Origin of the sequence: Bdellovibrio bacteriovorus (genome assembly GCF_001592735.1) — a bacterium.
GTDB lineage: Bacteria > Bdellovibrionota > Bdellovibrionia > Bdellovibrionales > Bdellovibrionaceae > Bdellovibrio > Bdellovibrio bacteriovorus_D.
Genome location: NZ_LUKE01000001.1, coordinates 228,079 through 251,646, shown reverse-complemented (window position 1 = coordinate 251,646; position 23,568 = coordinate 228,079). Strand labels below are relative to the sequence as shown.

The window sequence follows — 23,568 nt, the reverse complement described above, 5'->3', positions numbered from 1 at the left end:
CATGAAGACAGTTAAAAAAATCATTGAAACAATCCAACATGACGTCATCGGCACCGGAAATCGCTTTATTGCGATAGCCTGGTTTGCTTGTTTGAGTGGTCTGATTATCTTGGGGTTGTACCTAAACTCGGAAACTCGCAGTTTTTTAGGGGTTGCAGATTCTCGGGAACAACAAGTCAGTTTTGAATATCCCGTATCCATCAAAGAACTGCATGTTCTTTCAGGACAAACCGTTCGCAAGGGTGATCTGATGATGGAACTTGATCAATCCGAACTTAACGAAAAAATCCGCCTGGTGCGAGCCCAGCTTTTACGTCTGCACTCTGAAAAATCCTTAAGATCGCAATTAAACCTGATCGTCAGCAATTCCTCCGCGGGGGATCTGGCCGATCCATTAAACGTGGATATCGAAGACTTAAACGAACAACTCGCGGACCTTGAAGAACAACGTAAAAATCTTTTCGTCTTTGCCCAAGTGGATGGCGTGGTTGGCGGTGTGAACTTTCGCCGAGGTGAAAAAGTTCCGGCATTCACCAGTGTTTTGACCCTTTCTCCGGACAGTCCGACTTATGTTGAAGGCTTTTTGCACGAAAGCCTGCGCACGAAACTGGAGGTGGGTAAAACCGTCAGTATCACGCCGCTTTCAAGCGGGACCGCCGCTCTTGAGGGTAAGATCGTGAGCGTCGGTTCGCGCATTATTCTGATTCCACCGCGTTTAGCCCATTATCCCAATATGCAAGTTTACGGGCGGGAAGTCGTGATTGAAATCCCGCCGCATAACGGATTGTTGTTAGGAGAAAAGGTTCAGATCAAACCCCGTTTTGACTTTATCAGCCTGCCTCAAGCGACCGCTTCAGCTGCAGAGGCAACTAAGACAAGCCCGGTGGGCGTATCCGTAGATCCGTTGCCAATGAATTTTCCAAAGGAACTTAGCAAGCGCTTCTCGTTTGAGCCTTCGGGCGCCATTTATTTAGAAGATCTTAAAAAGTTTTTGGTTGTCAGCGATGACACTGATGAAGAAAAAAGTGCGACTTTATTTTTAGTGAACGCCGATGGCTCGGTAGAAACGCAAGTTTTGACCGTCCCCGGTGTTAAGAAAATCTCTGACTTAGAATCCATCAGTCAGCAGGATGGTTATATTTATCTTTTAACGTCTCAAGGTCTTAATAAAAAAGGCAAAGACAAAAAGAATCGCAATCAAATGGTGCGGGTCAAACGTTCTGGCCTCAACCTCTCTGATACCAAGGTGGTGGAATTCAAACCTTTATTATTTGCGGCTTTAAATTCTTCGACCGATAAAGATCTTAAAAAGCTAACGCAAGCGGGAAAAGATTTTGAAATCGAAAGTCACTTTGTTATGGGTAAAGATTTGATCTTAGGCCTGAAGGGTCCCTTGAAAGAGGGGCACGCCATCATCCTAAAAGTTAAAGACTTTGCCAGTTTGTTTGATAAGTCTGAATTAAAGGCCTCACAGGTCAGCCTATGGCACACCGTCAAACTTGAAACGGATGAAGGAGTGCATCGTTTAAGTGATTTGATCCATCATGATGGCAAGCTTTACGCAGCTTCCGTGTGCCCTCAAGAAGACTGTGGAGCGATCTGGATGCTGCGTGACCAGGACGGCACCTTGACCTCAAGTCAGATCAAATTCTTTAAAGGTGTTAAGCCTGAAGGCTTGGCCTTTAATACTCACCAACGATCATTGATGGTGACGTTTGATGAAAAAAATGACACGGCTCTTTTTGCTAAGGTAGAGGTCAAATGATCCGCCAAGGTTTTTTTGTTTTAAGCCTTCTGCCAAGCTTTGTTTTGGCGGCAGCGCCCGAGGACGCTTTACGTCCGGTATGGAAAGACCCGCGCTTAAAGCTACATCAAGAGTCCGTAAAAATTGTCAGCGATGCCAAAAGTATAAATCCGCTCGAAAAAGCGGATTTGCGCATTGACCGTGGTCAGCTTGAACAAGACGACGTGAAATACGCGTTGCGGTTTTATCCTAAAGGATACACTGAGCATCGCACCACCCAAGAATTCCAAAGCTCTTTAGAGAAAAATGAAAAAGCCGCACAAGCCGCGATGTTGTCACAGCTTTTATCAAGCCGCTATGATCTTTTAGCGCGGATTGCGTTGTTTAAAGAAAAAAAAGAAATATCAGATCGTTTTGCGGAGGTCGGTAAGAAAGCGTCGCGGGCGTTGTCTTACAGTGCGCAAAAAGATCGGGCCGAATTAAAATCTTACCTAAAAAACAAAGCGGACCTTGATAAAATCAATATCAAGATCGCCGACAGCGAACGGGATTATCAAAAACTGCAAGCCGAACTCAAAGATCTTTCTTTAGGTAATATTGAAAGTTTTGATCTCAGTGATTTTGCAAGTATTCAAGACTTAAAACAAAAGCTCGACGCGGCCGCGGACACTGACACTTCAAAAACTCTTTCTGCTCAGACCGCCGAAATGGATTTAATCGCTTCACGCGCGGGAATGAATTACGAACGAGCCCGTGATGAAAAGTGGTTTGATCATTTGGAAGTGTCCATATCTGACGTCCAAAAAGAAACCATCTATGGTTTTGAATTTGCGTTTAACTTGCCCTTTGCCTCGGCACCCAATTTAAGTCGCGTCAGCAAAGAAGCCCGTGATCTTCGTGACAAGGCCAGCTTGATTGAAACCGTGAAGGTCTCTGAAAGGGAATTTAAAAATTCCGTGATTGAGCTTAAGACATTGTTAAAGGTGCATGAGACTTTACAAAACTCCTTATCGGCAATGAGTCCAGAGCAAATGCGCAAAGCGAGTAAGTCCATTGCGGCCACCGATCCCATGTTAGCCTTAGAACTGCAGCGTGGTTGGTATGAAAGCCGCGAACAGCTTTTAGACTTAGAGTACCGCATTCGGGCTTTGTATATCGTGTACTTGCATGAATCCGCGACCTTGGTAAATCAGCCCGAAGTGAATCATTTTTCGAAATCCCAAAAAAGGATTTTGTAATGTCCGTAAAACCGGTTTCACCTTTAGTTTTAGAGCGCTATGAGCTCAAATACTTGATTCCCTTTTCCATGGTGGAACCGATTTCTCGTTATGTCGAAAGTTTTTGTGATTTAGATTACTATTCCCAGATTTCTCACGATGGTTTCTACACGATAAACAGTCTTTATTTTGAAACGCCCAGCTTTTATTTCTTAAGACACAAAGACAACCAAACGGGAAGGTACAGTCTGCGCGTGCGCTCTTATGGCGATCAGCCGAAAGCACCTTATTATTTTGAAACCAAAGAGAAAATCGGCGACTTCAGTAAAAAGCGCCGAGGCAAAGTTCCCATTGAAAACTGGGGTGAGATCATCACAGATCCTTCGAAGCCTCAAAGCTTTGATCCCGAGGAAGACACGCACTTGCAGTATTTTTTAGGTTTGACCCGCACTTATGGAGCAAACCCCACGATCTTAACTCAGTATCGCCGCAAGGCCTATATTTCAAATATCGATGATTATGCTCGGGTGACTTTTGATCGTTTTATGCGCTATCGCGAAGAAACTGAATACAATGTCAACCCGGCAGCGGCACCGATGTTGAATTATGACCATCCCGGTGCTTTTGGGCAACCGGGGATGAACGTTGTCTTAGAACTTAAATGCGAGCGCAAAATTCCGGTATGGATTGTGGACTTGATCCGCCGTTTTAACTTGGTGCGCGGCGGTTTTTCAAAATTTGAAGGCAGCATGAAAGAATGCTTTTCCATCGATCATGCTGGGGAATTTGTTTTAGGCCGCATCCCTCATTTTGGACCTTATTAGTTCTTATCTCCACAACGGAACTTAAAGCTGCCCGAGGCATCCATCGGGGTGACCAGGGGGCAGTGGTGGATTTCTTTAAATGATTTATCAAAGACGTAGATGCCCTGATCGCTAAAGGCCCACATTTGGTCTTCTTTGGGGTTTAACGCCAGAATATGGATCAGCGTTCGGTCTTTCATGATTTTATCTGAGTTAAAAACAGATTTTTTGGTATTTAGGTCCTCGACTCGAAAGCCTTTCCCGTACCACTGAAGCTCGCCAAGGACGGCTTGTCCCAGCCATAATTGTTGACCCCATTTGGCCGCCACCAAAATATTGCACTCATCTTGTTTGCAGGGCGGAGTGAGCGTGAATGTCTCTTTATTAAAAGTTAAGATCTGCTTTTTACAGGTCGTAGACCATTCAATGGTTTTGCAGTTCTCGTATTTAATCTTTAGGACATCTCCTGAAGTGAGTGTTATCGTCTTTTCAGGTGAGCCGAAGACATGGTCCATCGAAATCGCCATGTGTTTTTTGGCTGAACCGAAGTTTTTATCATAGGTCTTTTGATCAATAACAGACAGGTTCCAAGTCTTAGCATCCAGCTGATACAAAGTGACCTTGCCCTCATCACCGATATACTTCATTTCCCGCAGCTCAAAAGCCACCAGGGAATCTTTAAAAGCGATAAATTCAAATCTGCCTGAGGGGGGACCTTCGGCAAATACTTGCAAAGGGAGTATAAAAAGCAGAATCCAGATAAGTTTCATAGGCCGCTCCAAGATAAAGTAAACTAGTATAAGTTTTTATTTTCCACAGGCTTTGATCAAGGTGTTCTTGCAATATTTGGCCGTTTGACGCGTCTAACTAAGAATAAAACATCGGAGTTCTTGACCACTTAAGGCGTATCCATCAAATATGGGTTTTCAAACCCCAAATAAGGATTATCACTATGAAATTAGTAACAGAATTTCCAAGCTACACATTGATGAAAGCACTGGCGGCCAAAACGGCTCTTACAACAGCGGGCAAAACTCCCGAAGAAATCGAAGCCAGCTTAGGGGAAACTTTCAAACTTGAAGGTGATAAATTAAAATATTTCGTGAATGCATTAAATGTCGCGAACGACAACTCTGCAAACTTGAAACGCGTTTTCGTAGCAACTTTGGCTGAAGGTGAAAACATCCCAGCTAAATCTGTAAAAGTCGAAGAACACCACTACATCCCAGAATTCCTTTCTGCACCAAAACCAGCATTTGATAAAAATGCAAAACCTGCAGGTAAAGGAGGCCGTCAGGGCGGTGGTAAAGGTGATAAAAAAGGCGGATCTCCTTGGGGGATGTCGCCTGAAGAACTTGCCGCTAAAAAAGGTGGCAAAGGCGCTGCGAAGCCTTCTTAGTATAGAAGTGCGAAGAAACGAAAAACCGCCGAAAGGCGGTTTTTTTATTTAAGGCTTTGGTGGTAAGGGAAAAAACTTGGATGTTTTGCGGGCGTATTCCGAAAACCCGGGGCGATCTTTCATAAGCTCTTCTAACATCGGGACGCCTGAAACTTTAAGGATCAAATAGGTGATGGCAAGGGGAGAGATGACGGTGATCCATCCCGCAGGCAACAAAGCCACCATCACAAAAATCCCCCACCACTGAGTGACCTCGCCAAAATAGTTAGGGTGACGTGTCCAGCTCCATAAACCGCGATCCATGATTTTGCCTTTATTGCTTTTATCGGCTTTAAATTTTTTAAGCTGAGCATCGCCGACACTTTCAAAAAGAAATCCAAACACCCAAATCGCGGCCCCTAAGAACACGCTAAAGTCAGCCGGCGAAGGGGCGTGGCGAACGACCCAGATAATGGGTAGTGAAATGATCAGCATGATAATTCCCTGCAAAACAAAAACTTGTAAGTAAGATCGCCACACCCAGGTCTTGCCCCAGGCGATGCGCCAATTGTGATAGCGAATGTCTTCAGACTTTTTTAAAGCCCGAAATCCGATGTGATAAAATAAGCGCACAGCCCACAGGCTCACGCATCCTAGAAGCACGGCTTCGCGAAAATGAAGGGCAAGTTCGCCGGTGGCTTGATATTGGCCCAGCATTGCGCCCAAGGCGACGACCATAAAGCCGGGTCCCCAGACGATGTCGGCTAAGTCATTGCGGCGTATACGCCAAGCGATCAGAAAAGTGGCATGCATTAAAATGGCGACGGCTAAAATAGCCCCGATGTAAGCCCCCACAAAAAACTCCTTAACGTAAGCGGTATCTTCTTTGAATCCTTTCAAAGAGCGGTCTTAACGAATAGAAAATGATAATCCCGGCGATAGGGGCTATCAAGGCCCATGCTAACATCGCATGCAGGGCGGCCATACCGTATTGAGAGAAAAACAAACCCCAATCCCCGTTAAAATCACTGACGATCTTTACGGGATTAATCGGGACCGGCGGTTCCCCTAAAATCCATTCACCAATTCTTAAAAAGATCGGCAGCATCAAGAGATGCACGGGAGTCATGGCGTAATTTAAGGCCTGCATGATGGGCTGATTTAAGTTCAAATACAAAGCGGTGAAGAAGATAATGATGGTCGTCACGCCAAACGCGGGGAAGGTGGCTAGGGCCACAGCCAAAGCGCAGCTCAGGGCCAGACTGTGCGGGCTGACACCTTGGGTAAGCTGGTTAAGAACGACTTCTTTAAATTTCTTCATCCAAGAATCGTATACCATGCCTTGACGGAATAAGAAATGGCCGTCACCTTTAAAAAAGAGGTGAGCTTTAGTGGGAATGATTCTGCTTTATATGATGTCGGCATTTTATATCTTAGCGGGGCTGAACCACTTCCGCGCTCCGGGTTTTTATATGCCGATGATGCCCCCTTACATCCCCGGGCCCAAACGCATGATTTATCTTAGCGGTTTGGCCGAAATCGTTTTCGGAGCCTTGTTATTGTGGCCTCCAGCCCGATCCTTTGCGGCGTGGAGTCTCATCTTTATGCTGATCATATTTTTTTCAGTCCACATTTATATGTATCAGGAACGAAACACCGTGTTTCGTAAAATTCCTAACCTGATTATTATTGCGCGTCTGCCATTGCAGTTCGTTCTTATTTTTTTGGCCTACTTATACACGTAGAAAAAACTGCCGCGCCGAGTTGCCTATACCGTTGTGCCTCAAAAGTTTTCATCATCGGGATTTTCGACCCGACCAGATCAATTAAATCAAATCTACTGGTGCCTCGTGATGGCACCTGCTTTGCTTTCTGTTCTTTTTCAAAATACGAAGTCGCCGACGTCGTAAAAAAATTTGTTAATCATCATTGAGATAAGGAGATCTTTATGAAAACCATCATCGTTGCGGTACTTGCATCCTTGTGTCTATCTGCTCCGGCTTTAGCCAATCAAGGTCAGCCACCGGCTCAACAACCCCCAGCAAAAGAAATGCAAATTGGCGTGAACTCTGTTTACGTGCCGGGCGGTTTTGACTCAAACTCTGATGCTTTTGTGATCGTAAATGGGATTTTTCCAAGCGGTTGCTATAAATGGGGACGTGCCGAAGTTTCGCACACCGATGCCTTTCATCATGAGGTCAAATCCATTGCTCAAGTGAGTCAAGGAATGTGTATCATGGTCTTAGTTCCATTCCAAAGTGAAGTGCGTTTGGGTAAATTTGCTTCTGGTGAGCACACTTTGCGTTTCTTGAATGGCGACGGCACTTACATCGAAAAAACTTTGAAAATTGAGTAACATCATAGTGCTTAGTGAGTTTCTGGAAGCTTAAGTGAAAAGGGTTTCTATGAAAATATTTGGAATCTGCGGGGTGGTGGCTTTTTTAGTCGCCTGCTCGCCGAAATCAGAATTCAAAGAAGTTCAATGGCACGCGGGTGATGACATCCGCGAGCTAAAATTCATGAACGCCATTGAAGCTCCGCTGCCGAGCACTTTGCAGGTGCTCAACGAAACTCAAGAATACACTTATCAGACTTTCAAAGACATCGCTGTTGAAGGAAGTTTTGTAAAAAAAATCAATCATCAACAGGGGCAGCTCTTATCAGTGCAGGCGGCCTATTTATCAAATCCCCTAGCGTTGAAGTCGTTGCCGTTTGCAGAATTTAATGATGTCGCCGAGGCCCGGAAAAAATTAAAAAAAAGACATCCTTATTTAAGTTCGGAAGATCTTGAGTCTTTAAAACCGTTGATCACTCAAAAGCCAGAGCTTGTTTGGGTCGTAACAAGATTCCCGGATTCTGGCCGTCCTTATGAGTATCGTTTCAGTGAGGATTTTAAAATACTCCAAAAAAAACCACTGGGAATCGGGTGGTTTGAACGACCCGCGGTGCTTTACCCCGAGGGGCCGAAGCTGAGTGAACTTAAAGAGCTGTCCATGCGGGACTTGAGTTTTTCGCCCCCGCTTTCAAACAAGCGATTTTCAATTTTCACGCAAAACCCGATGGACTTTGCGGAATCTGACGAAATATTAAAGTTTCCCACCAGCGACGCACGATTTGATCAGTTGCAAGTTTATTATTACGTGCAACGTGTTCTTGACTGGTGTCAGGATAAGCTGGGTATTTCTTTGCAACGGCCCTTAGAAGTTCAACTGCACGTGGGGTACCCCGAAAAAACCAACGCCGCTTTTTACTATCAAGGTAAGGTGCGTTTAGGAGAGGGGGACGATGTTGTTTACAGTAAAATTCCTCAAGATCCTTCGATCGTCTCGCATGAAATTTTTCACGCCTTAATAGACCTCGTGGGGCATTTGCCCACGGAAGGTGAAGGCGGTTCACTGAATGAGGCCTTTGCGGATTTTTTCACCGCTCATCTTTTGGCTCGCCCCCGCTTGGGTGAAAATGCTTATCTGCAAGGAGAGTTTAAAAGAACTTTGGAAAATTCAAAAAAATGGCGTGATAAGACCGGGGGGCTTTACAATGACAGTCTTATCGTCAGCGGTCTTTTATGGGAGCTGGGTCAAGCTTTACCAGAAGATAAAATTCTTAAAGTTTCTTTAAAGACGCTCTCAAGAATGAGTCCTTTGAGTCAGTTTTCCGACTTTGCAAAAGAGTTGCGATCGGCTCTTACTGAATACCTCACCCCTGAGGAATTGAACAGTATCCAAAAAATCTTAAAAACCCGAGAGGTGCCACAATGAATTCTTTAATTGGTCTTTGGCTTTTTACTTCGATTATTTATCACGACACTCCTGCACCTCGCCCGAATCCGGATTTGATGATGACGTTTAAATTTTCTGAAAGCGAAAGTGTTTTGCATTATTATCGCAAGAATCAACCGGGTTTTTGTGAACGCACGGCCACCTATACCTATGATGGCCAAACGCTTCATCAAACAATCACGGCCGTGCATGAGGGTAACGCCGACTTCTGCGATAAAGATCCCGATATGCAGATGGGTGCCGTCAGTGAAACCCCGGTGGTTTTAAAAGACGGCAAGATCCACATGCAACTAAAACTCGGTGAAGAGGACATCACCTATATTTGGGATCCTTACGCGCCGGTGCGCTAAAAGTCCGCAAAAGCGCCGGCAGAAATCAAAGCTTTCGGCGCTGAAATCAACATATCATGAACCGCGTCCCAACGGGTGACCACCGTGAATTTGTGATCGGTGGGATCGTTGCTTAAGTATCGATAAAGGTTTCGCTCTTCGCCGACAGAGATGTTTCGGTCTTCGCTAAACGCCACTAGGCGTAAATCTGGACCGCTGGCCGAAGCAAAAGCCCCTTGCTGAATGGACGCCCGATGAAATCCTACAAGGCCAATGACTTCGCCGGCGGCTTGTAAGGCTTCTTTAGAAATATAACCTAAGTTATGAATGCTAGAGATCGAAGGTGTTCCCGGGGCATATATTAAATAAAGGCGATTGGTGAACCATAAGTTCTGCCAAAGCAAAGTCGGCACGTCCACATAAGTGCCAAGCTCAGGGCTCAGGCGAATATTTGGGATTGCTAAAAGAGTCGTGAGTCCTGAATCTGCAAGCACCCATGGAAGTTGTCGAGGCATGGTCGATGCCAAAAGGACCACGTTATTGACACCAAAATCATTTTTAAGATCAGCGCCCAAAGCTAAAAGTTTGGTTTGAGCCAATTGCACGATGACCGCCCCCATGCTGTGTCCGACCACGGCATCAACATTGATGTTGAGATCATGCAGTTCCCCCAGCAGCGACAAAAAAGTATTGGCATAGTCATCAAGTGACATCTGGCCAAATAAAAGTCCTTGGGGTAACGAGCTGCCTCCATGGCCGGGAAGGTCAAAAACAATAACATTAGCCACTTTGTTTTTTAAAGAAGCATCCGCAAAGATTGCTTGCGCCAGGGGCTTCACCGCATTGCCCGTGTGGGCTAAGCCATGAACCACCAAGACATTCTTTCCATTGCCCACGGGTGAGGGATTTTCTAAGATTTGTACTTTGATTTGCGCTGATGCCGTTGAGCGCAGCTGCGCGTTTACGAAAAGCGTTTGATCTGCAACGCTGTCCAAAGAGAAAACGATAAGAGCTAAATAGACGAACCAATACTTCATGCTTGCCTCCAAATATTAAGAGCGTACTCCTTTACGGAAACAAACAATAAAAAGTAGAGGGCAACATTAAATAATGTAATGTTTATGATGCGAATTGAGAAATCTCATACTTGGAAAGTATGGGACCTGTCGATATCTAAGGTGCAACACGTTCGACGAATTCTTTCAATGCTCGTTCCCACAAAACAGGATTGTCGTTATGAATGGAATGACCTGATTGGGTCATCACGACCATTTCTGCGTTTGGCCTCAGAATCTGAATTCGTTTGATGTGTTCTTCGCTTAAATATCTCGAAGTGTATTCCGCTTTCATGATTAAAATAGGACCGTTATATTGAGTGTAAGCCTCAGAAAGATCGCGAGTTCCCACATCCAGCATCAACTCTTCAATGCTGGCGGCCTTGTGAGGGCTAAATGTAGTCCCCCTTCGACTTTTCTTTAAAAGATGATCGGTGGTCTGGGCAGGGCGGCCTTTTAAAATGAGCGAGGCATCGGCGACAAGATTTTCTATCGAACTGTAAGAACTCTTCATCGAACGCAAGAACTGAATGGTCGAGCTTGTGTCATACATGTTTAGGTCATGTCGTGCTTTATAAGGCAAACCCGAGACGTCTTCAAGGCTGAGTGCTTTGACTCGGGAAGGATGAAGGGCGGCAAATAACAAGGCGGTAGAGCCGCCCGCAGAGTGGCCATGTAAAACGGCTTTTTGAATTTTTAATCCATCAAGCACGACTAGTAAATCATCGGCCATGACATTAAGGTCATATCCAGCACCGGGCTCTTTTGTATTTCCTGATCCGCGCATGTCATAAAGGACCACGGCGCGATCTTTATAAAAATTTTGAGCTTGGGGAAGAAAAGTTTCCATCGAAGAGTTCGCACCATGAATCAGCACCAGGGGAGTTTTACCCGAGCTAAGGTCACCGACAACTTTCACGTTGAAATCAGAAAATTGAAGGTGCGGAGTTGAGGGGAAAAGCTTCGGGGCAGATCTTGGGTTTTGAATCCAGACAGTGCGACCAAATATTTCAGAGTCAAAGACGGCCGCACACACCGGCGCCTCGGCAAACGCTACGAGACTTAGAAACTGGAAAAATACTATGATTTTTAAGCAGATAGTGCGCGTTAGCTTCATACGCTATATATTGCAGTCTCTGTGCCGGCCTAGGCCGCTTTAGATCAAATAAAATGGGTCTCAAGTGGGGTCGACTGTCCAGCGAACAGTCAGCCTGCCAAATTAAGCCCTTTTGATTGTTACTAAGCACTTGGAAATGCCGGTGACTAAATCAAAATGCTAAGCGCATAATAAGGCATGATTGCTGCTTATATCGAAAAGTATGGACATGAAGAAAAACTAAAAATCGGCGATTTTCCAATGCCGACGGTGGGACCTCAGGACGTTTTAGTAAAAATTAAATCAGCCAGTGTGAATCCGATTGATTTCAAAGTGCGCGATGGAAAAGTTCGCTTTATTCGACAAGAAAAGTTTCCATTAATATTAGGTCATGATTGTTCGGGTGAAGTGATCCAGATCGGCTCGCAGGTTAAAAAGTTTAAAATAGGTGATCGGGTTTTTTCTAGGCCTCGCACGGAGCGCATTGGAACTTTTGCGGAGTTTATCGCCATCGATGAATCTGATGTCGCCTTGATGCCCGCGAATATTGGTTTTCATGAAGCGGCCAGCATCCCGCTGGTGGGATTGACCAGCTGGCAGGCCATGTATGGTGTTGCACATTTAAAACCAGGGCAGAAGGTTTTAATTCAGGCAGGCTCTGGCGGGATTGGGACCTTTGCCATTCAATTGGCGAAGCACATAGGGGCTGAGGTGTGGACCACTACTAGCACCAAAAACGTCGACTTCGTGAAATCCTTAGGGGCGGATCACGTGATCGATTATAAAAAACAAAATTTCACCGAGGTGGTTCAAGATCTTGATATGATTTTTGATACGCTGGGCGGTGACTCGCTAGAGAAGGATTTCTCGGTGATTAAGCCGGGCGGTTTCATTGTGTCTCTCTCTGGCTCGCCAGATCACCGCACGGGTCAAGAATTGCAGCTCGGTTTTATTAAAACCCTGATATTGGGAGTGGTGGGTCTCAAGGCCAATTTGAAGGCAAAAGCGGCGCAGGCCCATTATCGATTTATTTTTATGAAATCTAACGGCGAGCAGCTCATGCAGATTAGCAACCTTATCATGCAAGGAAAGATCAAGCCCACCGTGGATCGCGTGTTTTCATTAAAAGATTGCCAAGAAGCGATTGAGTATTCCGAATCGGGCCGGGCCCGGGGTAAAATAGTCATCCAAGTCAGTGAATGACTAAAACGCGGAAAGGACGTGTTATGAAAACCGCATCCCCTTATTTGATGTTTGATGGAAGCTGCAAAGAGGCCATCAAACATTATGCTCAGTGTTTTAAGACCGAGGCTAAGATTATTCCGTCAGAAAAAGATGAAAACAGAGTTATGCATGCCAGTGTCCAAAAAGGTTCTTTTTTGATCATGGCTTCAGATTGGGATTCCAAGGACTATCGCTTAGGAAACAATTCGCAAATTTATATCGACTGCGAAAGCCGTCAAGAAGTCGACGAGCTTTTCACCAGTCTTGGCGAAGGCGGCCAAGACCAGATGAAGCCTGATAATACTTTCTGGGGCTCCTACTTTGGCTCGGTCACCGACAAATACGGCGTTTGTTGGATGATGGGATATGACGAACCTAAAACAAAATAACTAATTCTGTTTTAACTCCGCGGCGATCTTATACATCGCTGCGGATTTTTCCGCCAAATCCTGTTTGGCATAAGCTTGTGCCAAGTGCTCGGCAATAATTTTTGCGTTCGGCTGCGCTTGATGGGCTTGTTCTAGGACTTCAATCGCACTCGCTACTTTATTTTGCTTAAATAAAACCCAACCTAATGTGTCTAAGACATAAGCATCTTGAGGTTGAAGTTCCACCGCCCGGCGAGCGAGCTTTTCTGCTTCGGGCAATTGCAGATTCAGTTCCGCCATTGAATACGCAAGATAGCTCATGCTTTGCACGTGATCTGGTTCTAGTTCTAAAACCTTTTTCATTTGGGCCATCATCTCATTTTTTTTGCCTAAGCGATCCATGGCCAGGGCGTATTGGAACAGCAGCTCACTATTTTGAGAATGCTTCGTCAAACCTTGTTCAAGAATCTTTGCCGCCCCCAAATAATCCGCTTTAGCCCCTAAAAGGGAGGCGTGCATGGTATAAACTTGCGGCTTATCGGCGTTGGCTTTAAGGCCTTTTTCGGTGATCACCAGGGCCTGTTTAATTTTACCCATGCTTTTTAATAAATAAGCAGCATGCACGACAGCTTGGCTGAAGTTCTCACTTTTTGCAGAAACTTTCATGTAGTTCTTAATGGCTTCATCCAGTTCCCCGGTTTGCTCTTGAACCGCGGCTAAATAGTAACGAGCGCCATCGGCTGAGGGGTTTTCAGTCACAATGTCTTTCAGTTTTGTAGCGGCTAGATTAAATCGTTTTTGTTCGATTAAAATAAGCACCATCTTCATTTGCGATTCGATAGAAAGGTCTGAGTTTTCTTCCAGGCGCTCATACATCTCAAGTGCCAACTCTTGATTCCCTTGTTCTAAATAGATGTTAGCAAGTGAAGTCAAAGAGTCCGTGTGCCATGATCTCAACTCTAAGGCCTTTTTAAATTCATGGATGGCTGCTGATTGATTCTTAGCGCCGCCTTGATGGGCATACATCAGCCCTAAGTTATAGTGCGCAAGGTGCGGGGTTTTGTATTCAGGGTTTTTTAAAAGCGAGGTGAATAGCTTCGCTGCTTTTTTATAGGCTTTAAGTTGGGTGTAAAGAGAGCCTAAAGAAAGTGTCGCCTCTGCGTTTTCTGGATCCAGGTGCAAAGCTTGGTTATATTGAGCTATCGCCAAGTCGTCTTTTTTATCTGCAGAATACAAACCGCCTAAAAGAATGTACGCATCCACATCTTGCGGGTTTTGCTTGATGGCTTTTTCGGCATGAGCGATTGCCGCGGAATTTTTATTTACTTTATAGTATTCTGCCGCTAAACGCAGGCGCACGTAAGGGGCTGGATCCAAGGTGACCACTTTTTCAAAAAGTTCAATGGCACGTGCGGATTTTCCTTCGCGGCTGTATATGTCAGCTTCAATAAATAACGAGTCCGCCCGCATGCGATCGCTGAAGTCTTCTGTCATTGAGGGGGCAAAGATATTTCGTGCTTGATTTGACACCGCGAGGTTCTTCTTAGAGTTAGCGGGCAATGTTCCGCAAGCGGTCAAAGTCATAAGAAAAGCTAGACTTCCGGTGGTGCATAAGGATCGGCTCAATGATTTCTCCTTGTCAGATTGCATCCCTAAAGCTTTACAAAATATGCATGAATTAGGTGAAGATCCTGTTCAAGCGCGGTGAAATCTAGTCCTAGAACGGGTTTCAGCGCGATATCATTGTTCAAAGAAATCTGAGATCTAGTTGGTTTTGCTGAGCGAAGCTCTTTTGTTGAAATATTTTAAAGGAACGATGAGCATGCCGAAATTTTCACAGCCTTCTTTATGTCCTTTGGAGTGATGAATTTTATGGGCCGAGTTCAAACCTCGGGTGTACCAATTGGATTTAGGTGTCATAAATTTCCAGCGACGATGAATGATAATCTCGTGCACAAAAAAGTACGCGGCCCCATAGGCCATAATCCCAAATCCAATCGCTCCTAAAACGGGCAGATCATAGATGCTATCAAACAGGATAAAAAGAAAGCTGGGTACCGCAAACACTAAAGCGAAAAAGTCATTGTATTGGTAAGAACGTGTCGGATCTGGGTTGTGGTGATCATAGTGCAAGTTCCACAAAAAACCGTGCATAACGTATTTGTGTAAAAACCAGGCGTTAAACTCCATGACAGCAAACGTGGCAATAACGATAAGGGCGTAAGTGGTTGACGAAATCATGTGTGTCTCTTTTTAAGTTTAAGCAAGAAATCATCTTTTAAAAGTAAATACAGTAAAAGACCTTGGCACAACATGATATTTGTAGCCAGAAAAAAGACCGCCTCTTCAAAAGGTAAATAAGAAACCTTAAGGCCGATAGTTTGAGTCTCAGAAATAGCCCAGATATTGCGGTAAATGGCATAATTATCCACGATCCAAAGATAAAAAGTCGGAGGGAAAAGACAAAGGGCATAAGTTTTTAAATTCGCCAGCAGATGCTCTCCCCCCGATACCCACTGCAATAAAAACACCGGCGTCACCCAAACTAAGATCAACCCCAAATACCGCGTCTTTTCACTTTGCAGCATCATGATACTGGCCGCTAAAAGTCCTAAGAGCAATAACGTGCCCAGGTGTTTTGAAAGTCCGGCAGCAGAGGCTTTGCGAATCTGGGTGTGCTTAAGGATCCACAAAACCCAACAAGAAGTCATGATCGTCTGCAGAATAAAAAAGCAATATTCTTCAAATGGCACATAACCGATGCGAAATAAGATATTATGATCTTCATAATTCCAAACGCCGGTCATCACCAGGTAATTGTCCCAAGGAGTGGTGTAAGTCACCGCTAAAAATATCAACAGATAAATAGCTTCTTTAAGAGTTTTCTTTTGCGGATAAGAGGACCGGTAAAAGTAAACCATCCCCAGCACGGTCAATGGCACGATAAAAATAAGTAAGAATTGAGCGTATGTCATGAAATCACCACTTGCTTGTTGGGGCGGAGGGGCTTTAACCAAAATGCGGGCTTTAGCATTTTGGGTGATGTTTTAAAAAGAACGACTATTTTCTCAAAAACCGTCAAATAGATTCTCCCCTTTAAAACTTCAAAATCATTTTTAATTATTTTCTTTCCGATATGACGATAAACTTCGCTCGCAATGAGAATCACAAAACGGCAACGCAGCGGAATATAGGGAAGACCTTGCTGGCCCAATTCATAGGATGCATCGGCAAGTTTTAAATATTTTTTTAGAACTGTCTTAAGCTCTGTCGGGGCGGCCCCCGGGGTGGCAAGGGCGGTTAATCCCAGGCCTAAAGACCTTATTTCTGTGGCGGGTAAATATATTCGGGCATTCTGGGCATCTTCCAGAATATCGCGGCAGATATTTGTTAGCTGCATGGCCTTTCCTAAGCTCACCGCATAAGAAGCGGCTGCAGGATCAGTCACTTTCATCAGGGGATTCATCATCAAGCCGACGACGCCCGCGACGTGATAGCAATATTTATCCAGATCATCGGCGGTGTGGATGGGTTCTTCGTGGATATCCCATTCAGCACCTCTTACTAAGTCCAAGAGCAGCGTGCGCGCGACGCCGTTTTTTTCTAAAAGCCGCACCTGATCTTGCAAAGGATCTGATAAATCAGAATTTAAAATCACTTCTTTGATATGGGCCACCGCGGTCTTTGCCTGATCGTGCGAAAGTTCATCGGCGCAATCATCGACATATCGGCAAAAGCTATAAAGCTCCGAAATAACTTTGAGTCGGTCGGCGGGTAAAAATACGCCGGCAAAATAAAAGCTTTTACCATTTTGGGCTAAGACCGCGACGGCAGAATGAGATGTTTCCATCATGCCATCACCAACCCCGCAGCAGGAACGACTTTTTCAATCACTTTAGCCGAGCTTAAAACGCCCGGAACTCCCGCGCCGGGGTGAGTGTTTGCGCCCACAAAATAAAGACCTGCGACGTCTTTAGAGCGGTTATGAAAGCGGAAATAAGCGGATTGACTTAATGAAGGCTCAATTCCAAAGGCCGCACCGTGTTCACTGCGCAGCTCTTTTTCAAAATAGTCCGGTGTGATATGCAAATCCACGTCTAGATTTTCGATCATTCCGGGAAGATAGTTTTTATCTAGCCAGTTATACACACGGTCTTTGAATTGATTTTGTTCATGCTTCCAGTTGATACCGCTTTGGTTATTCGGAACCGGAGCTAGCACGTAAAAGCATTCTTTACCCGTCGGAGCCATGCTGGCATCTGTGCGCGTCGGCGCATGCAGATAAAGGCTAAAATCTTGGGGTAGAACTTTTTTTGAAAAGATATCATCTAAAAGTCCTTGATACCGAGGACCCATTAAAATCGTATGGTGCTTAATATCGGGAAACTGTTTTTTAGTTCCGAAATAAGCCACAAATAAACTCATCGACTGGGACTTCAACTTTAACTTCCAGTTGGCATTGGCACTTCTCTCTGCTGGATCAATCATATCCCTATAGACCCGCACCGGATCGGCGTTTGAAACTAAGACCTCACAAGGATAATAAGTTTCATCCGTGGTGATGACTCCCTGGACTTGACCGTTCTTAACATCAATGCGCTGAACGGGTTTGTTTTTAAGAATTTTGGCTCCATGCTTAATCAACAGTTTTTCAAAGGCACGGACCAGTTCATTAGTACCGCCTTTAATAAAGTGCACGCCCCATTTTCGTTCTAACCAATGAATCAGCAAATAAATGGAGGTGATCTTGGTGGGATTTCCGCCGACTAATAGGGGTTCAAAACTAAATGCTTGGCGCAGTCTTTCGTCTTTGATGTATTTTGAAACCAAGGCATAAACGCTTTTATGATTTTGCAGACGGATCATCTCAGGGATCACCCGCGCCATGCTGCCTAAAGTATCAAAGGGGTGGTCGGCCAGTTGGGTGTAACCCACATCAAAAATTTCTTCAGCATGCTTGGCAAGTTTTCTATACCCATCCACATCTTGGGGGTTTAAAGCGCGGATATTTTCAATCAGACGATCCTCATCGCCGACATAATCAAAGACCGAACGGTCGTTAAAGATAATCCGGTAAAAGGGATCAATAGGTAAAAGTTCAAAGAATTCTTTCGGGTTTTCGCCCAGCATTTCAAAAAGCTCGTTAATTAAGTATGGCGCCGTAATAACGGTGGGACCCGCATCAAAAGTGTATCCGTCTTTTTTAAAAACCGAAGCGCGGCCTCCTAATTGATCGCGAGCTTCAAGGATCGTCACGTCGTAACCTTTTTTTAACAAGCGAACGGCAGAGGCCAATCCTCCAAAGCCGGATCCCATAACAATGGCTTTTTTCATTTTTCCCTCGTCACATGTTCAGTGCGAAACAGTCGGTCCATAAAACAAAAATAAAGTCCGTAATTCGCGTTCATTCTTTTGTGGTGGGCTGAATGGTGGGTGCCCGAAATAAAATGCTGTAAAACCCAGCGATTTTTTAACATTTCAACACCCAGGTGATTCGAGATCGCACTGATCGTCATAAATACCATATAAGCGATGATCACGACGGGGTGGAGTGGTAACAAAATCACGATCAAAGGTAAGAACGCGGCCAAGATGACGGCTTCTAAAGGATGAAATGAAAATGAAGCCCACGGGCTTGTGTCGCGCGAGAGGTGATGCACCAAATGAACCCGTTTGAACACGGCAGGCTGATGCATCCATCGATGCGTCCAGTAAAAATAGAATTCATGAATGACGGCAACAATAATAATGCTTCCAAGCAAATATGCGTACCCGTACCGATCAAAGTTTAAATAAATCCGCGTGAATCCTTTTTGCCATAAAAAGGCCATGAACACGCCGGCTAAGGCAAAAAGCACGCTGGAAAAAATGGAATATTTGATTTCCATTTTAACTTGGGCCTTTGAAAAAGGAGTTGGAGGAGAATTCCTCATCCAAAAGAAAAAATAAAACGGAAAGACCGCGAGAAAGTACCGGACGATCAGAAAAGCCAGGACCACGGCAAAGGCGATCAAAAAATCCTGCGGGGCAGAAAAATTTAAAGGCAGATAGGATTCTATTTTTTCAAAATGGTTAGCGGCCGGCATCAGGGTTTACGGCGACTTTGCCTGAAAAGATCATGTTTAACATTTCAGCGATCAAATTTTGCATTCCGCTTGAGTGGCGCACGATATCGAAACTTAGAATTTCTTTTTTCAGTTCAGACACCCTGATCTGGCAAGTGCGTAATGTACCTTTATTGGCAAAGAGTTCTTCCACCCAAAAGATATCTTCGTCGGTAGTTAGGGCTCGCGGCTTTTCCAAAATACTTTTAAGAATACCGAAGTCTTCAGGATTTTTTTGAATATGGGTGGCCACCAAAAAACTGGTCTTGCCTTCTTTGATATCACACCCACGACCGTCACGCTGTTTATCACCGTAAAGATCTATAATATCATCCTGCATTTGGAACAAAATCCCTATCTTGCTAAAAAGCTGATCGATATCTTCGTGCGCGTAAGGGGAGTGAGGTGAGAGCATGTTAAGACCCACTGCCAAATCCGAAAAAAGAGCCGCCGTCTTAAGGCCGATGCAATGAAGGTAGTGTTGGTAAATCACTTCCGGGAACTTGAGGGTGTTTAATTCTAGTTCGAGACTTTGCCCGCCGACGATTTTGCAGGTCATTCTTGAAAAGAGCATCATCAGTTTGTTTTTGATTTCGGCGGACGCAGAACTTAAAAGTACTGGTTGAAAAGACGACATCATCAGAAAGTCGCCGGCATTAATTGCTTGAGCATCCCCGAACTGGGTCCATAACGTGGGTTTCCCGCGTCTTTGAACGTCGCGGTCTTGCACATCGTCATGAATCAAGGTGGCATTATGCAAAAGCTCACAAGTCGTCGCCCACGCGGTGGAATGATTATAAGGGGTTTGTAAGATATGCCCTAAGCGATATGCCAAATAGGGCCGGATCATCTTGCCCGGAGCGGTGAAGTGACTTTGCACTATTTTTCGAAAGCTCCCGAGAGTATTGGCCTCGATAGTCGCATCCATGAGCTCGCTCACCACAGAGGCATAAGACTCAAAACTTATCTGGTTCCAGCTGTCCGCTGAGGGGGCTTCGTTAAGCATGGCTATTCCTCCAGTATCCAGAGAGTTATTGTATAAAAACGAGTTTGTATAGAAAAATCTATACAAACGTAATGATGCATAATATGGATATATTAATAGACAGAAAGTGAAGCTGATGACGCGACAAACGCTATACACTATATCAGAGATGGTAGATCTCACGGGGGCAACAGAATTCCTGTTGCGGTCTTGGGAGTTGCGTTACAAAGTCGTGCGTCCTAAGCGCACAAAGACAGGGCGCCGCATGTACACAGATGCGGATGTGATGAAAATCTCTAAAATCATGCAGCTCACCAGACAAGGTTTTAAAATTAGTCAGCTGTCTTCGCTTAATTTAAGCGAACTCCAAGAGCTTGAGGTGAAGACTCACGGCTTAAAATCACCTCAGGTTGCTATGAATAAAAAGACGGGGGCGTTACAAAAAGTATTTCAAAGCCTGGCGAAGACGGACTGGGAATCTTTAAAATCTGTTTTTAATGAAGAGCGAAAGCGTCTTTCTGCCGCGGATTTTGTCCATACATTTATCGTTCCGGTGGCGCAGCACATGTCTCTTCTGTCATTGAACAATGGCATTGATATCATCCAGGAACATTTACTGACGTCTTTGATTAAAGAAAGCCTTTACTCTTTGTCCGTTAAACCTTCGCGCAAAAAAAATAAGTTCAAGATGATCTTTGCGACGATCGAAGGGGATCATCATGATTTGGGCTTGCTTATTGCCAAGGTGATCGCCGACGTTCATGGGCATGAGTGCGTTTACTTGGGAAGTCATGTTCCTAAAAAAGAGCTGAGCGAGGCGTGCGTGCGCCTGCGTCCCACGCACGTTATTATTGGGACAAGTTTTGGTTCTCAAGAGTTTTATCGGGAAAGTATTCTTAAATATTTGAACTTTGTGGATCGTCATATTCCTGCCTCTATCGCATTGTGGGTGGGAGGTCCTGGCGGGCAAGGGCTCTCGCTAAAAATGGAACGATCCTTTTATATTTTTAAGAGCCTGGAAGAGTATGAGGGTCATATATGCCTAAGATGATCTTCCTGATACTTTTCTTTTTTATCTCTTTTGAAAGGTCTTTTGGTGCGAAATATTCAGCTCCCCTTCCGGTAGATATTTTTGTTAAGGCCAGTCAGGCCTTTAACGACAAAAATGGGGACTTCGAGGAAAAAAAGAAATCCGTTGAATCGATTTTAGCCTTGCTTGATGAAAATCCTGATTTTTCCTACCGTCATTACTGGCGCGCGGTCTTTTTGACCTTTCAGTGCGAACTTGCAGACAAGGGGCGAATAATCCCTGGCTGTATAATTTCAGAACTCTCTAATATTAAGTCTCTCTTGTTTCATGCTCACAAGGAATACCCCGAATATTATCATTATGCTCCCGCACGCACCCTGGGAATCATGTACCTTAAGATGCCGGCAATTGTGGGGGGAAGTAATAAAAAGGCCATCGCGTATTTGAAGGAAGCCACCGAAGGGGCGCCTGATTTTAAAGAAAATGCAGAGTGGCTTTCCCGGGTAAAATAGCAACGCCGCAATTGACGCTTGACGTGATGTCAAAAGTCTTAATGTCATTTGTTAAGTTATAAAGCATAAATGATCCAGCGCGATCATTCATAGCGCCTAAAAAAGGGATCTATCTAACGATGATCCCTTTTTGCGTTTTGCGCAGGGGTGCGAATGACTTTCTTAACAACAAACTTAACGATGGGAACTTAAAATGGAATTAAAGCACGTTTCTGAAAAACTGAAAGATCTGGATTTTTGCATGTTGGTCACTGAAAGCTCTAAAAGTGGAGAACTTGCCGGCCGCCCCATGAGCAACAATCGCCAAGTGGATTATCAAGGCGATTCCTATTTCTTTTCATTAGAGTCCACCACCGCGGTTTCCGACATCCAGGCCAATCCTAAAGTGGGATTGACCTTCGCTGAAGGTAAAAGCCTTTTAGGCAAGCCAGGCGCCTTCATCCACGTAGCGGGAAAAGGTGAAATCATCAAAGATAAATCGCTATTCAAAGCTCATTGGACCAAGGATTTGGACTATTGGTTTGAACAAGGTGTTGAAACTCCAGGCTTGGTGATGATAAAAGTTCACGCTTCACGCATTCATCTTTGGAATGGTAAAGAAGAAGCTGAAATTAAATTGTAAACACAGTCTTAAGCCAGTGGGGAGTTTATGAAGTATGCGAAATCTGTTGTCTTCTGCGTCCTGCTGGCTGTTTCGGCCGCTATGGGTTTTTTGATCATCAAGGATTCCATTGATAATCAAAAACGTAAAACCGACTATGCCGAAATTAATAACGTCAAGTATGGACTTTTCAGTATCAATGAATGGAAGCGCCAGCTTTCAGACATTATCAATGCCGAAGTTAAAGACTTTGACCCTAAAGAAAACAAAGCCGCGCTGAAGCCCTTGATTGAAAAACAACTTCTCAAACTGATCGATACGGTTGATCAGCGAATGAAGAAAAAAAATAAAGAGACCTTCAAGGGGCGCATGAAGCAGGCCTTTATCAACGCCTTTGTCGATATAGAAGATATCAAGGCGGGCGTACCCCAATACGCCGAAGAGATTTTCGCTATTATGCAAAAACCCAGCACTAAAAAGACTTTGCGCAACTTGGTCGCTGATAAAGTGGAAAATTACTTCGAACGAACTTATGAAGAACAAGACCTCACTCCCATTGAAACCATCATGCAAAAGCTGGGTGTGACCGAAATGCAAGCGGCTAAAGACATCTTAGATCAGCAGATCGCGGCCACTCAAAAGCGCATCTTTCATTTAAGCTGGGTGTTGATCGCGATTTGCTGTTTGTTATTCGTGGTGGCAGGGTTTAGTAAGGCGGCTTTAACCAGTGCTCAGTATATTGTACTAGCCTTAAGCCTTTTAATTTTGCTCGTTTGTGGTGTCACCACGCCGATGATTGATCTGGAAGCCAAGATTTCTGAAATGAGCTTTGTGCTTTTAGATCACCCGGTAAAGTTTTTAAACCAAGTTCTTTATTTTCAAACTAAGAGTGTGGTCGATGTCTTTTGGCTCATGATCACGGACTCGGACATCCAGATGCAGATCGTCGGTATTTTGATGGTGATGTTCAGTATAGTTTTCCCCGTATCCAAATTAATTGCCTCAATGCTTTATTTTTATAACATCGCGGGAATGCAAAAAAATAAAGTGGTGCATTTCTTTGTTCATAAAAGCGGTAAGTGGTCGATGACGGATGTGATGATCATCGCGATCTTTATGGCTTATATCGGCTTTAATGGTGTGATTGCTTCGCAATTCGGAAAAATGCATTCGGCGGACAACGAGATCGTGTTCTTAACGACCAACGGAACTTCTCTGCAAGCCGGTTTTTACCTTTTTATGACTTACGCGGTTTTAGCGTTGTTCTTCTCTAGCATCCTTGAAAAGAAAAATACCACTTCAATCTAGTCCCATTTTTCAGCTTGTTCTCAAAAAAAATAGGT

26 protein-coding genes are annotated in these 23,568 nt (G+C 44.5%); 14 read left to right on the top strand and 12 right to left on the bottom strand.

Features of this window, described 5'->3' with window-relative positions; translation table 11 throughout:
• Position 1: 1 nt before the first annotated feature.
• From AZI86_RS01190 to AZI86_RS01180, 3 genes are read left to right on the top strand one after another with little or no spacing between them, the layout of a single operon-like run.
• Positions 2-1,765 (top strand): HlyD family secretion protein, encoded by a 1,764-nt coding sequence (locus tag AZI86_RS01190; RefSeq protein WP_061833263.1) that lies wholly within the window; start codon positions 2-4, stop codon positions 1,763-1,765.
• On the top strand, positions 1,762-2,982 hold the full coding sequence (locus AZI86_RS01185) for a hypothetical protein (protein ID WP_061833262.1): 1,221 nt from the start codon (positions 1,762-1,764) through the stop codon (positions 2,980-2,982). The genes AZI86_RS01190 and AZI86_RS01185 overlap by 4 nt, the downstream gene beginning before the upstream one ends.
• On the top strand, positions 2,982-3,785 hold the full coding sequence (locus AZI86_RS01180) for a polyphosphate polymerase domain-containing protein (RefSeq protein WP_081111740.1): 804 nt from the start codon (positions 2,982-2,984) through the stop codon (positions 3,783-3,785). The genes AZI86_RS01185 and AZI86_RS01180 overlap by 1 nt, the downstream gene beginning before the upstream one ends.
• Here the strand turns inward: AZI86_RS01180 and AZI86_RS01175 are convergent.
• Entirely contained in the window at positions 3,782-4,534 is a 753-nt protein-coding gene (locus AZI86_RS01175; RefSeq protein ID WP_061833261.1) for a hypothetical protein, read from the bottom strand. The two genes, AZI86_RS01180 and AZI86_RS01175, sit on opposite strands and share 4 nt — an antisense overlap.
• A 182-nt stretch (positions 4,535-4,716) precedes the next feature.
• Here AZI86_RS01175 and AZI86_RS01170 point away from each other — a divergent pair, with 182 nt between their 5' ends.
• A complete protein-coding gene (locus AZI86_RS01170) occupies positions 4,717-5,163 on the top strand; it encodes a hypothetical protein (RefSeq protein WP_061833260.1) in 447 nt (148 codons plus the stop codon).
• A gap of 48 nt (positions 5,164-5,211) precedes the next feature.
• Here AZI86_RS01170 and AZI86_RS01165 read toward each other — a convergent pair whose 3' ends face one another.
• Positions 5,212-6,042, bottom strand: a complete 831-nt coding sequence (locus AZI86_RS01165) for a DUF1295 domain-containing protein (RefSeq protein WP_216635880.1) — start codon at positions 6,040-6,042, stop codon at positions 5,212-5,214.
• Positions 6,008-6,463: a DUF2062 domain-containing protein gene (locus AZI86_RS01160; RefSeq protein ID WP_157684597.1), complete on the bottom strand. Its 456-nt coding sequence runs from the start codon at positions 6,461-6,463 to the stop codon at positions 6,008-6,010. The genes AZI86_RS01165 and AZI86_RS01160 overlap by 35 nt, the downstream gene beginning before the upstream one ends.
• A gap of 76 nt (positions 6,464-6,539) precedes the next feature.
• Here AZI86_RS01160 and AZI86_RS01155 point away from each other — a divergent pair, with 76 nt between their 5' ends.
• The 4 genes from AZI86_RS01155 (at position 6,540) to AZI86_RS01140 (ending at position 9,271) form a co-directional block, all read left to right on the top strand.
• Positions 6,540-6,887, top strand: coding sequence for a DoxX family protein (locus AZI86_RS01155; protein WP_061833258.1), 348 nt, complete (start codon positions 6,540-6,542; stop codon positions 6,885-6,887).
• A gap of 203 nt (positions 6,888-7,090) precedes the next feature.
• Complete coding sequence (locus AZI86_RS01150) at positions 7,091-7,498, top strand: hypothetical protein (protein WP_061833257.1); 408 nt, start codon at positions 7,091-7,093, stop codon at positions 7,496-7,498.
• 49 nt (positions 7,499-7,547) lie between these two features.
• Positions 7,548-8,900: a hypothetical protein gene (locus AZI86_RS01145; RefSeq protein ID WP_061833256.1), complete on the top strand. Its 1,353-nt coding sequence runs from the start codon at positions 7,548-7,550 to the stop codon at positions 8,898-8,900.
• Entirely contained in the window at positions 8,897-9,271 is a 375-nt protein-coding gene (locus AZI86_RS01140) for a lipocalin family protein (protein ID WP_061833255.1), read from the top strand. The genes AZI86_RS01145 and AZI86_RS01140 overlap by 4 nt, the downstream gene beginning before the upstream one ends.
• Here the strand turns inward: AZI86_RS01140 and AZI86_RS01135 are convergent.
• Positions 9,268-10,287, bottom strand: a complete 1,020-nt coding sequence (locus tag AZI86_RS01135) for an alpha/beta fold hydrolase (RefSeq protein WP_061833254.1) — start codon at positions 10,285-10,287, stop codon at positions 9,268-9,270. The two genes, AZI86_RS01140 and AZI86_RS01135, sit on opposite strands and share 4 nt — an antisense overlap.
• A 136-nt stretch (positions 10,288-10,423) precedes the next feature.
• Positions 10,424-11,422 (bottom strand): alpha/beta fold hydrolase, encoded by a 999-nt coding sequence (locus AZI86_RS01130; protein ID WP_061833253.1) that lies wholly within the window; start codon positions 11,420-11,422, stop codon positions 10,424-10,426.
• A 177-nt stretch (positions 11,423-11,599) separates the two neighbouring features.
• On the opposite strand from AZI86_RS01130, the gene AZI86_RS01125 reads away from it, so the two are divergent.
• A complete protein-coding gene (locus AZI86_RS01125) occupies positions 11,600-12,604 on the top strand; it encodes an NADP-dependent oxidoreductase (protein ID WP_061833252.1) in 1,005 nt (334 codons plus the stop codon).
• A gap of 23 nt (positions 12,605-12,627) precedes the next feature.
• On the top strand, positions 12,628-13,014 hold the full coding sequence (locus AZI86_RS01120; RefSeq protein ID WP_061833251.1) for a VOC family protein: 387 nt from the start codon (positions 12,628-12,630) through the stop codon (positions 13,012-13,014).
• Here the strand turns inward: AZI86_RS01120 and AZI86_RS01115 are convergent, their stop codons facing one another.
• From AZI86_RS01115 to AZI86_RS01085, 7 genes are all read right to left on the bottom strand, one after another.
• On the bottom strand, positions 13,015-14,619 hold the full coding sequence (locus AZI86_RS01115) for a tetratricopeptide repeat protein (protein ID WP_253715566.1): 1,605 nt from the start codon (positions 14,617-14,619) through the stop codon (positions 13,015-13,017).
• Between the two features lie 138 nt (positions 14,620-14,757).
• Positions 14,758-15,234 carry a sterol desaturase family protein gene (locus AZI86_RS01110; protein WP_061833249.1) on the bottom strand — a complete coding sequence of 159 codons (477 nt, stop codon included), beginning with the start codon at positions 15,232-15,234 and terminating at the stop codon, positions 14,758-14,760.
• On the bottom strand, positions 15,231-15,968 hold the full coding sequence (locus AZI86_RS01105; protein ID WP_061833248.1) for a lycopene cyclase domain-containing protein: 738 nt from the start codon (positions 15,966-15,968) through the stop codon (positions 15,231-15,233). The genes AZI86_RS01110 and AZI86_RS01105 overlap by 4 nt, the downstream gene beginning before the upstream one ends.
• Positions 15,965-16,846 (bottom strand): phytoene/squalene synthase family protein, encoded by an 882-nt coding sequence (locus AZI86_RS01100; RefSeq protein ID WP_061833247.1) that lies wholly within the window; start codon positions 16,844-16,846, stop codon positions 15,965-15,967. Before AZI86_RS01100 ends, AZI86_RS01105 begins: the two co-directional genes overlap by 4 nt.
• On the bottom strand, positions 16,843-18,327 hold the full coding sequence (crtI, locus tag AZI86_RS01095) for a phytoene desaturase family protein (protein WP_061833246.1): 1,485 nt from the start codon (positions 18,325-18,327) through the stop codon (positions 16,843-16,845). Before crtI ends, AZI86_RS01100 begins: the two co-directional genes overlap by 4 nt.
• A complete protein-coding gene (locus AZI86_RS01090) occupies positions 18,324-18,881 on the bottom strand; it encodes a sterol desaturase family protein (RefSeq protein WP_172797988.1) in 558 nt (185 codons plus the stop codon). The genes crtI and AZI86_RS01090 overlap by 4 nt, the downstream gene beginning before the upstream one ends.
• A 184-nt stretch (positions 18,882-19,065) precedes the next feature.
• A complete protein-coding gene (locus AZI86_RS01085; RefSeq protein ID WP_061833244.1) occupies positions 19,066-20,103 on the bottom strand; it encodes a polyprenyl synthetase family protein in 1,038 nt (345 codons plus the stop codon).
• Positions 20,104-20,218: 115 nt separating this feature from the next.
• Between AZI86_RS01085 and AZI86_RS01080 the strand changes: the two genes are divergently transcribed.
• From AZI86_RS01080 to AZI86_RS01065, 4 genes are all read left to right on the top strand, one after another.
• Positions 20,219-21,133 (top strand): MerR family transcriptional regulator, encoded by a 915-nt coding sequence (locus tag AZI86_RS01080; RefSeq protein ID WP_081111738.1) that lies wholly within the window; start codon positions 20,219-20,221, stop codon positions 21,131-21,133.
• Positions 21,121-21,624: a hypothetical protein gene (locus tag AZI86_RS01075; RefSeq protein ID WP_061833242.1), complete on the top strand. Its 504-nt coding sequence runs from the start codon at positions 21,121-21,123 to the stop codon at positions 21,622-21,624. Before AZI86_RS01080 ends, AZI86_RS01075 begins: the two co-directional genes overlap by 13 nt.
• 193 nt (positions 21,625-21,817) lie before the next feature.
• Positions 21,818-22,246 (top strand): pyridoxamine 5'-phosphate oxidase family protein, encoded by a 429-nt coding sequence (locus AZI86_RS01070; RefSeq protein ID WP_061833241.1) that lies wholly within the window; start codon positions 21,818-21,820, stop codon positions 22,244-22,246.
• A gap of 27 nt (positions 22,247-22,273) precedes the next feature.
• Positions 22,274-23,533: a paraquat-inducible protein A gene (locus tag AZI86_RS01065; protein WP_061833240.1), complete on the top strand. Its 1,260-nt coding sequence runs from the start codon at positions 22,274-22,276 to the stop codon at positions 23,531-23,533.
• Positions 23,534-23,568: the final 35 nt, after the last annotated feature.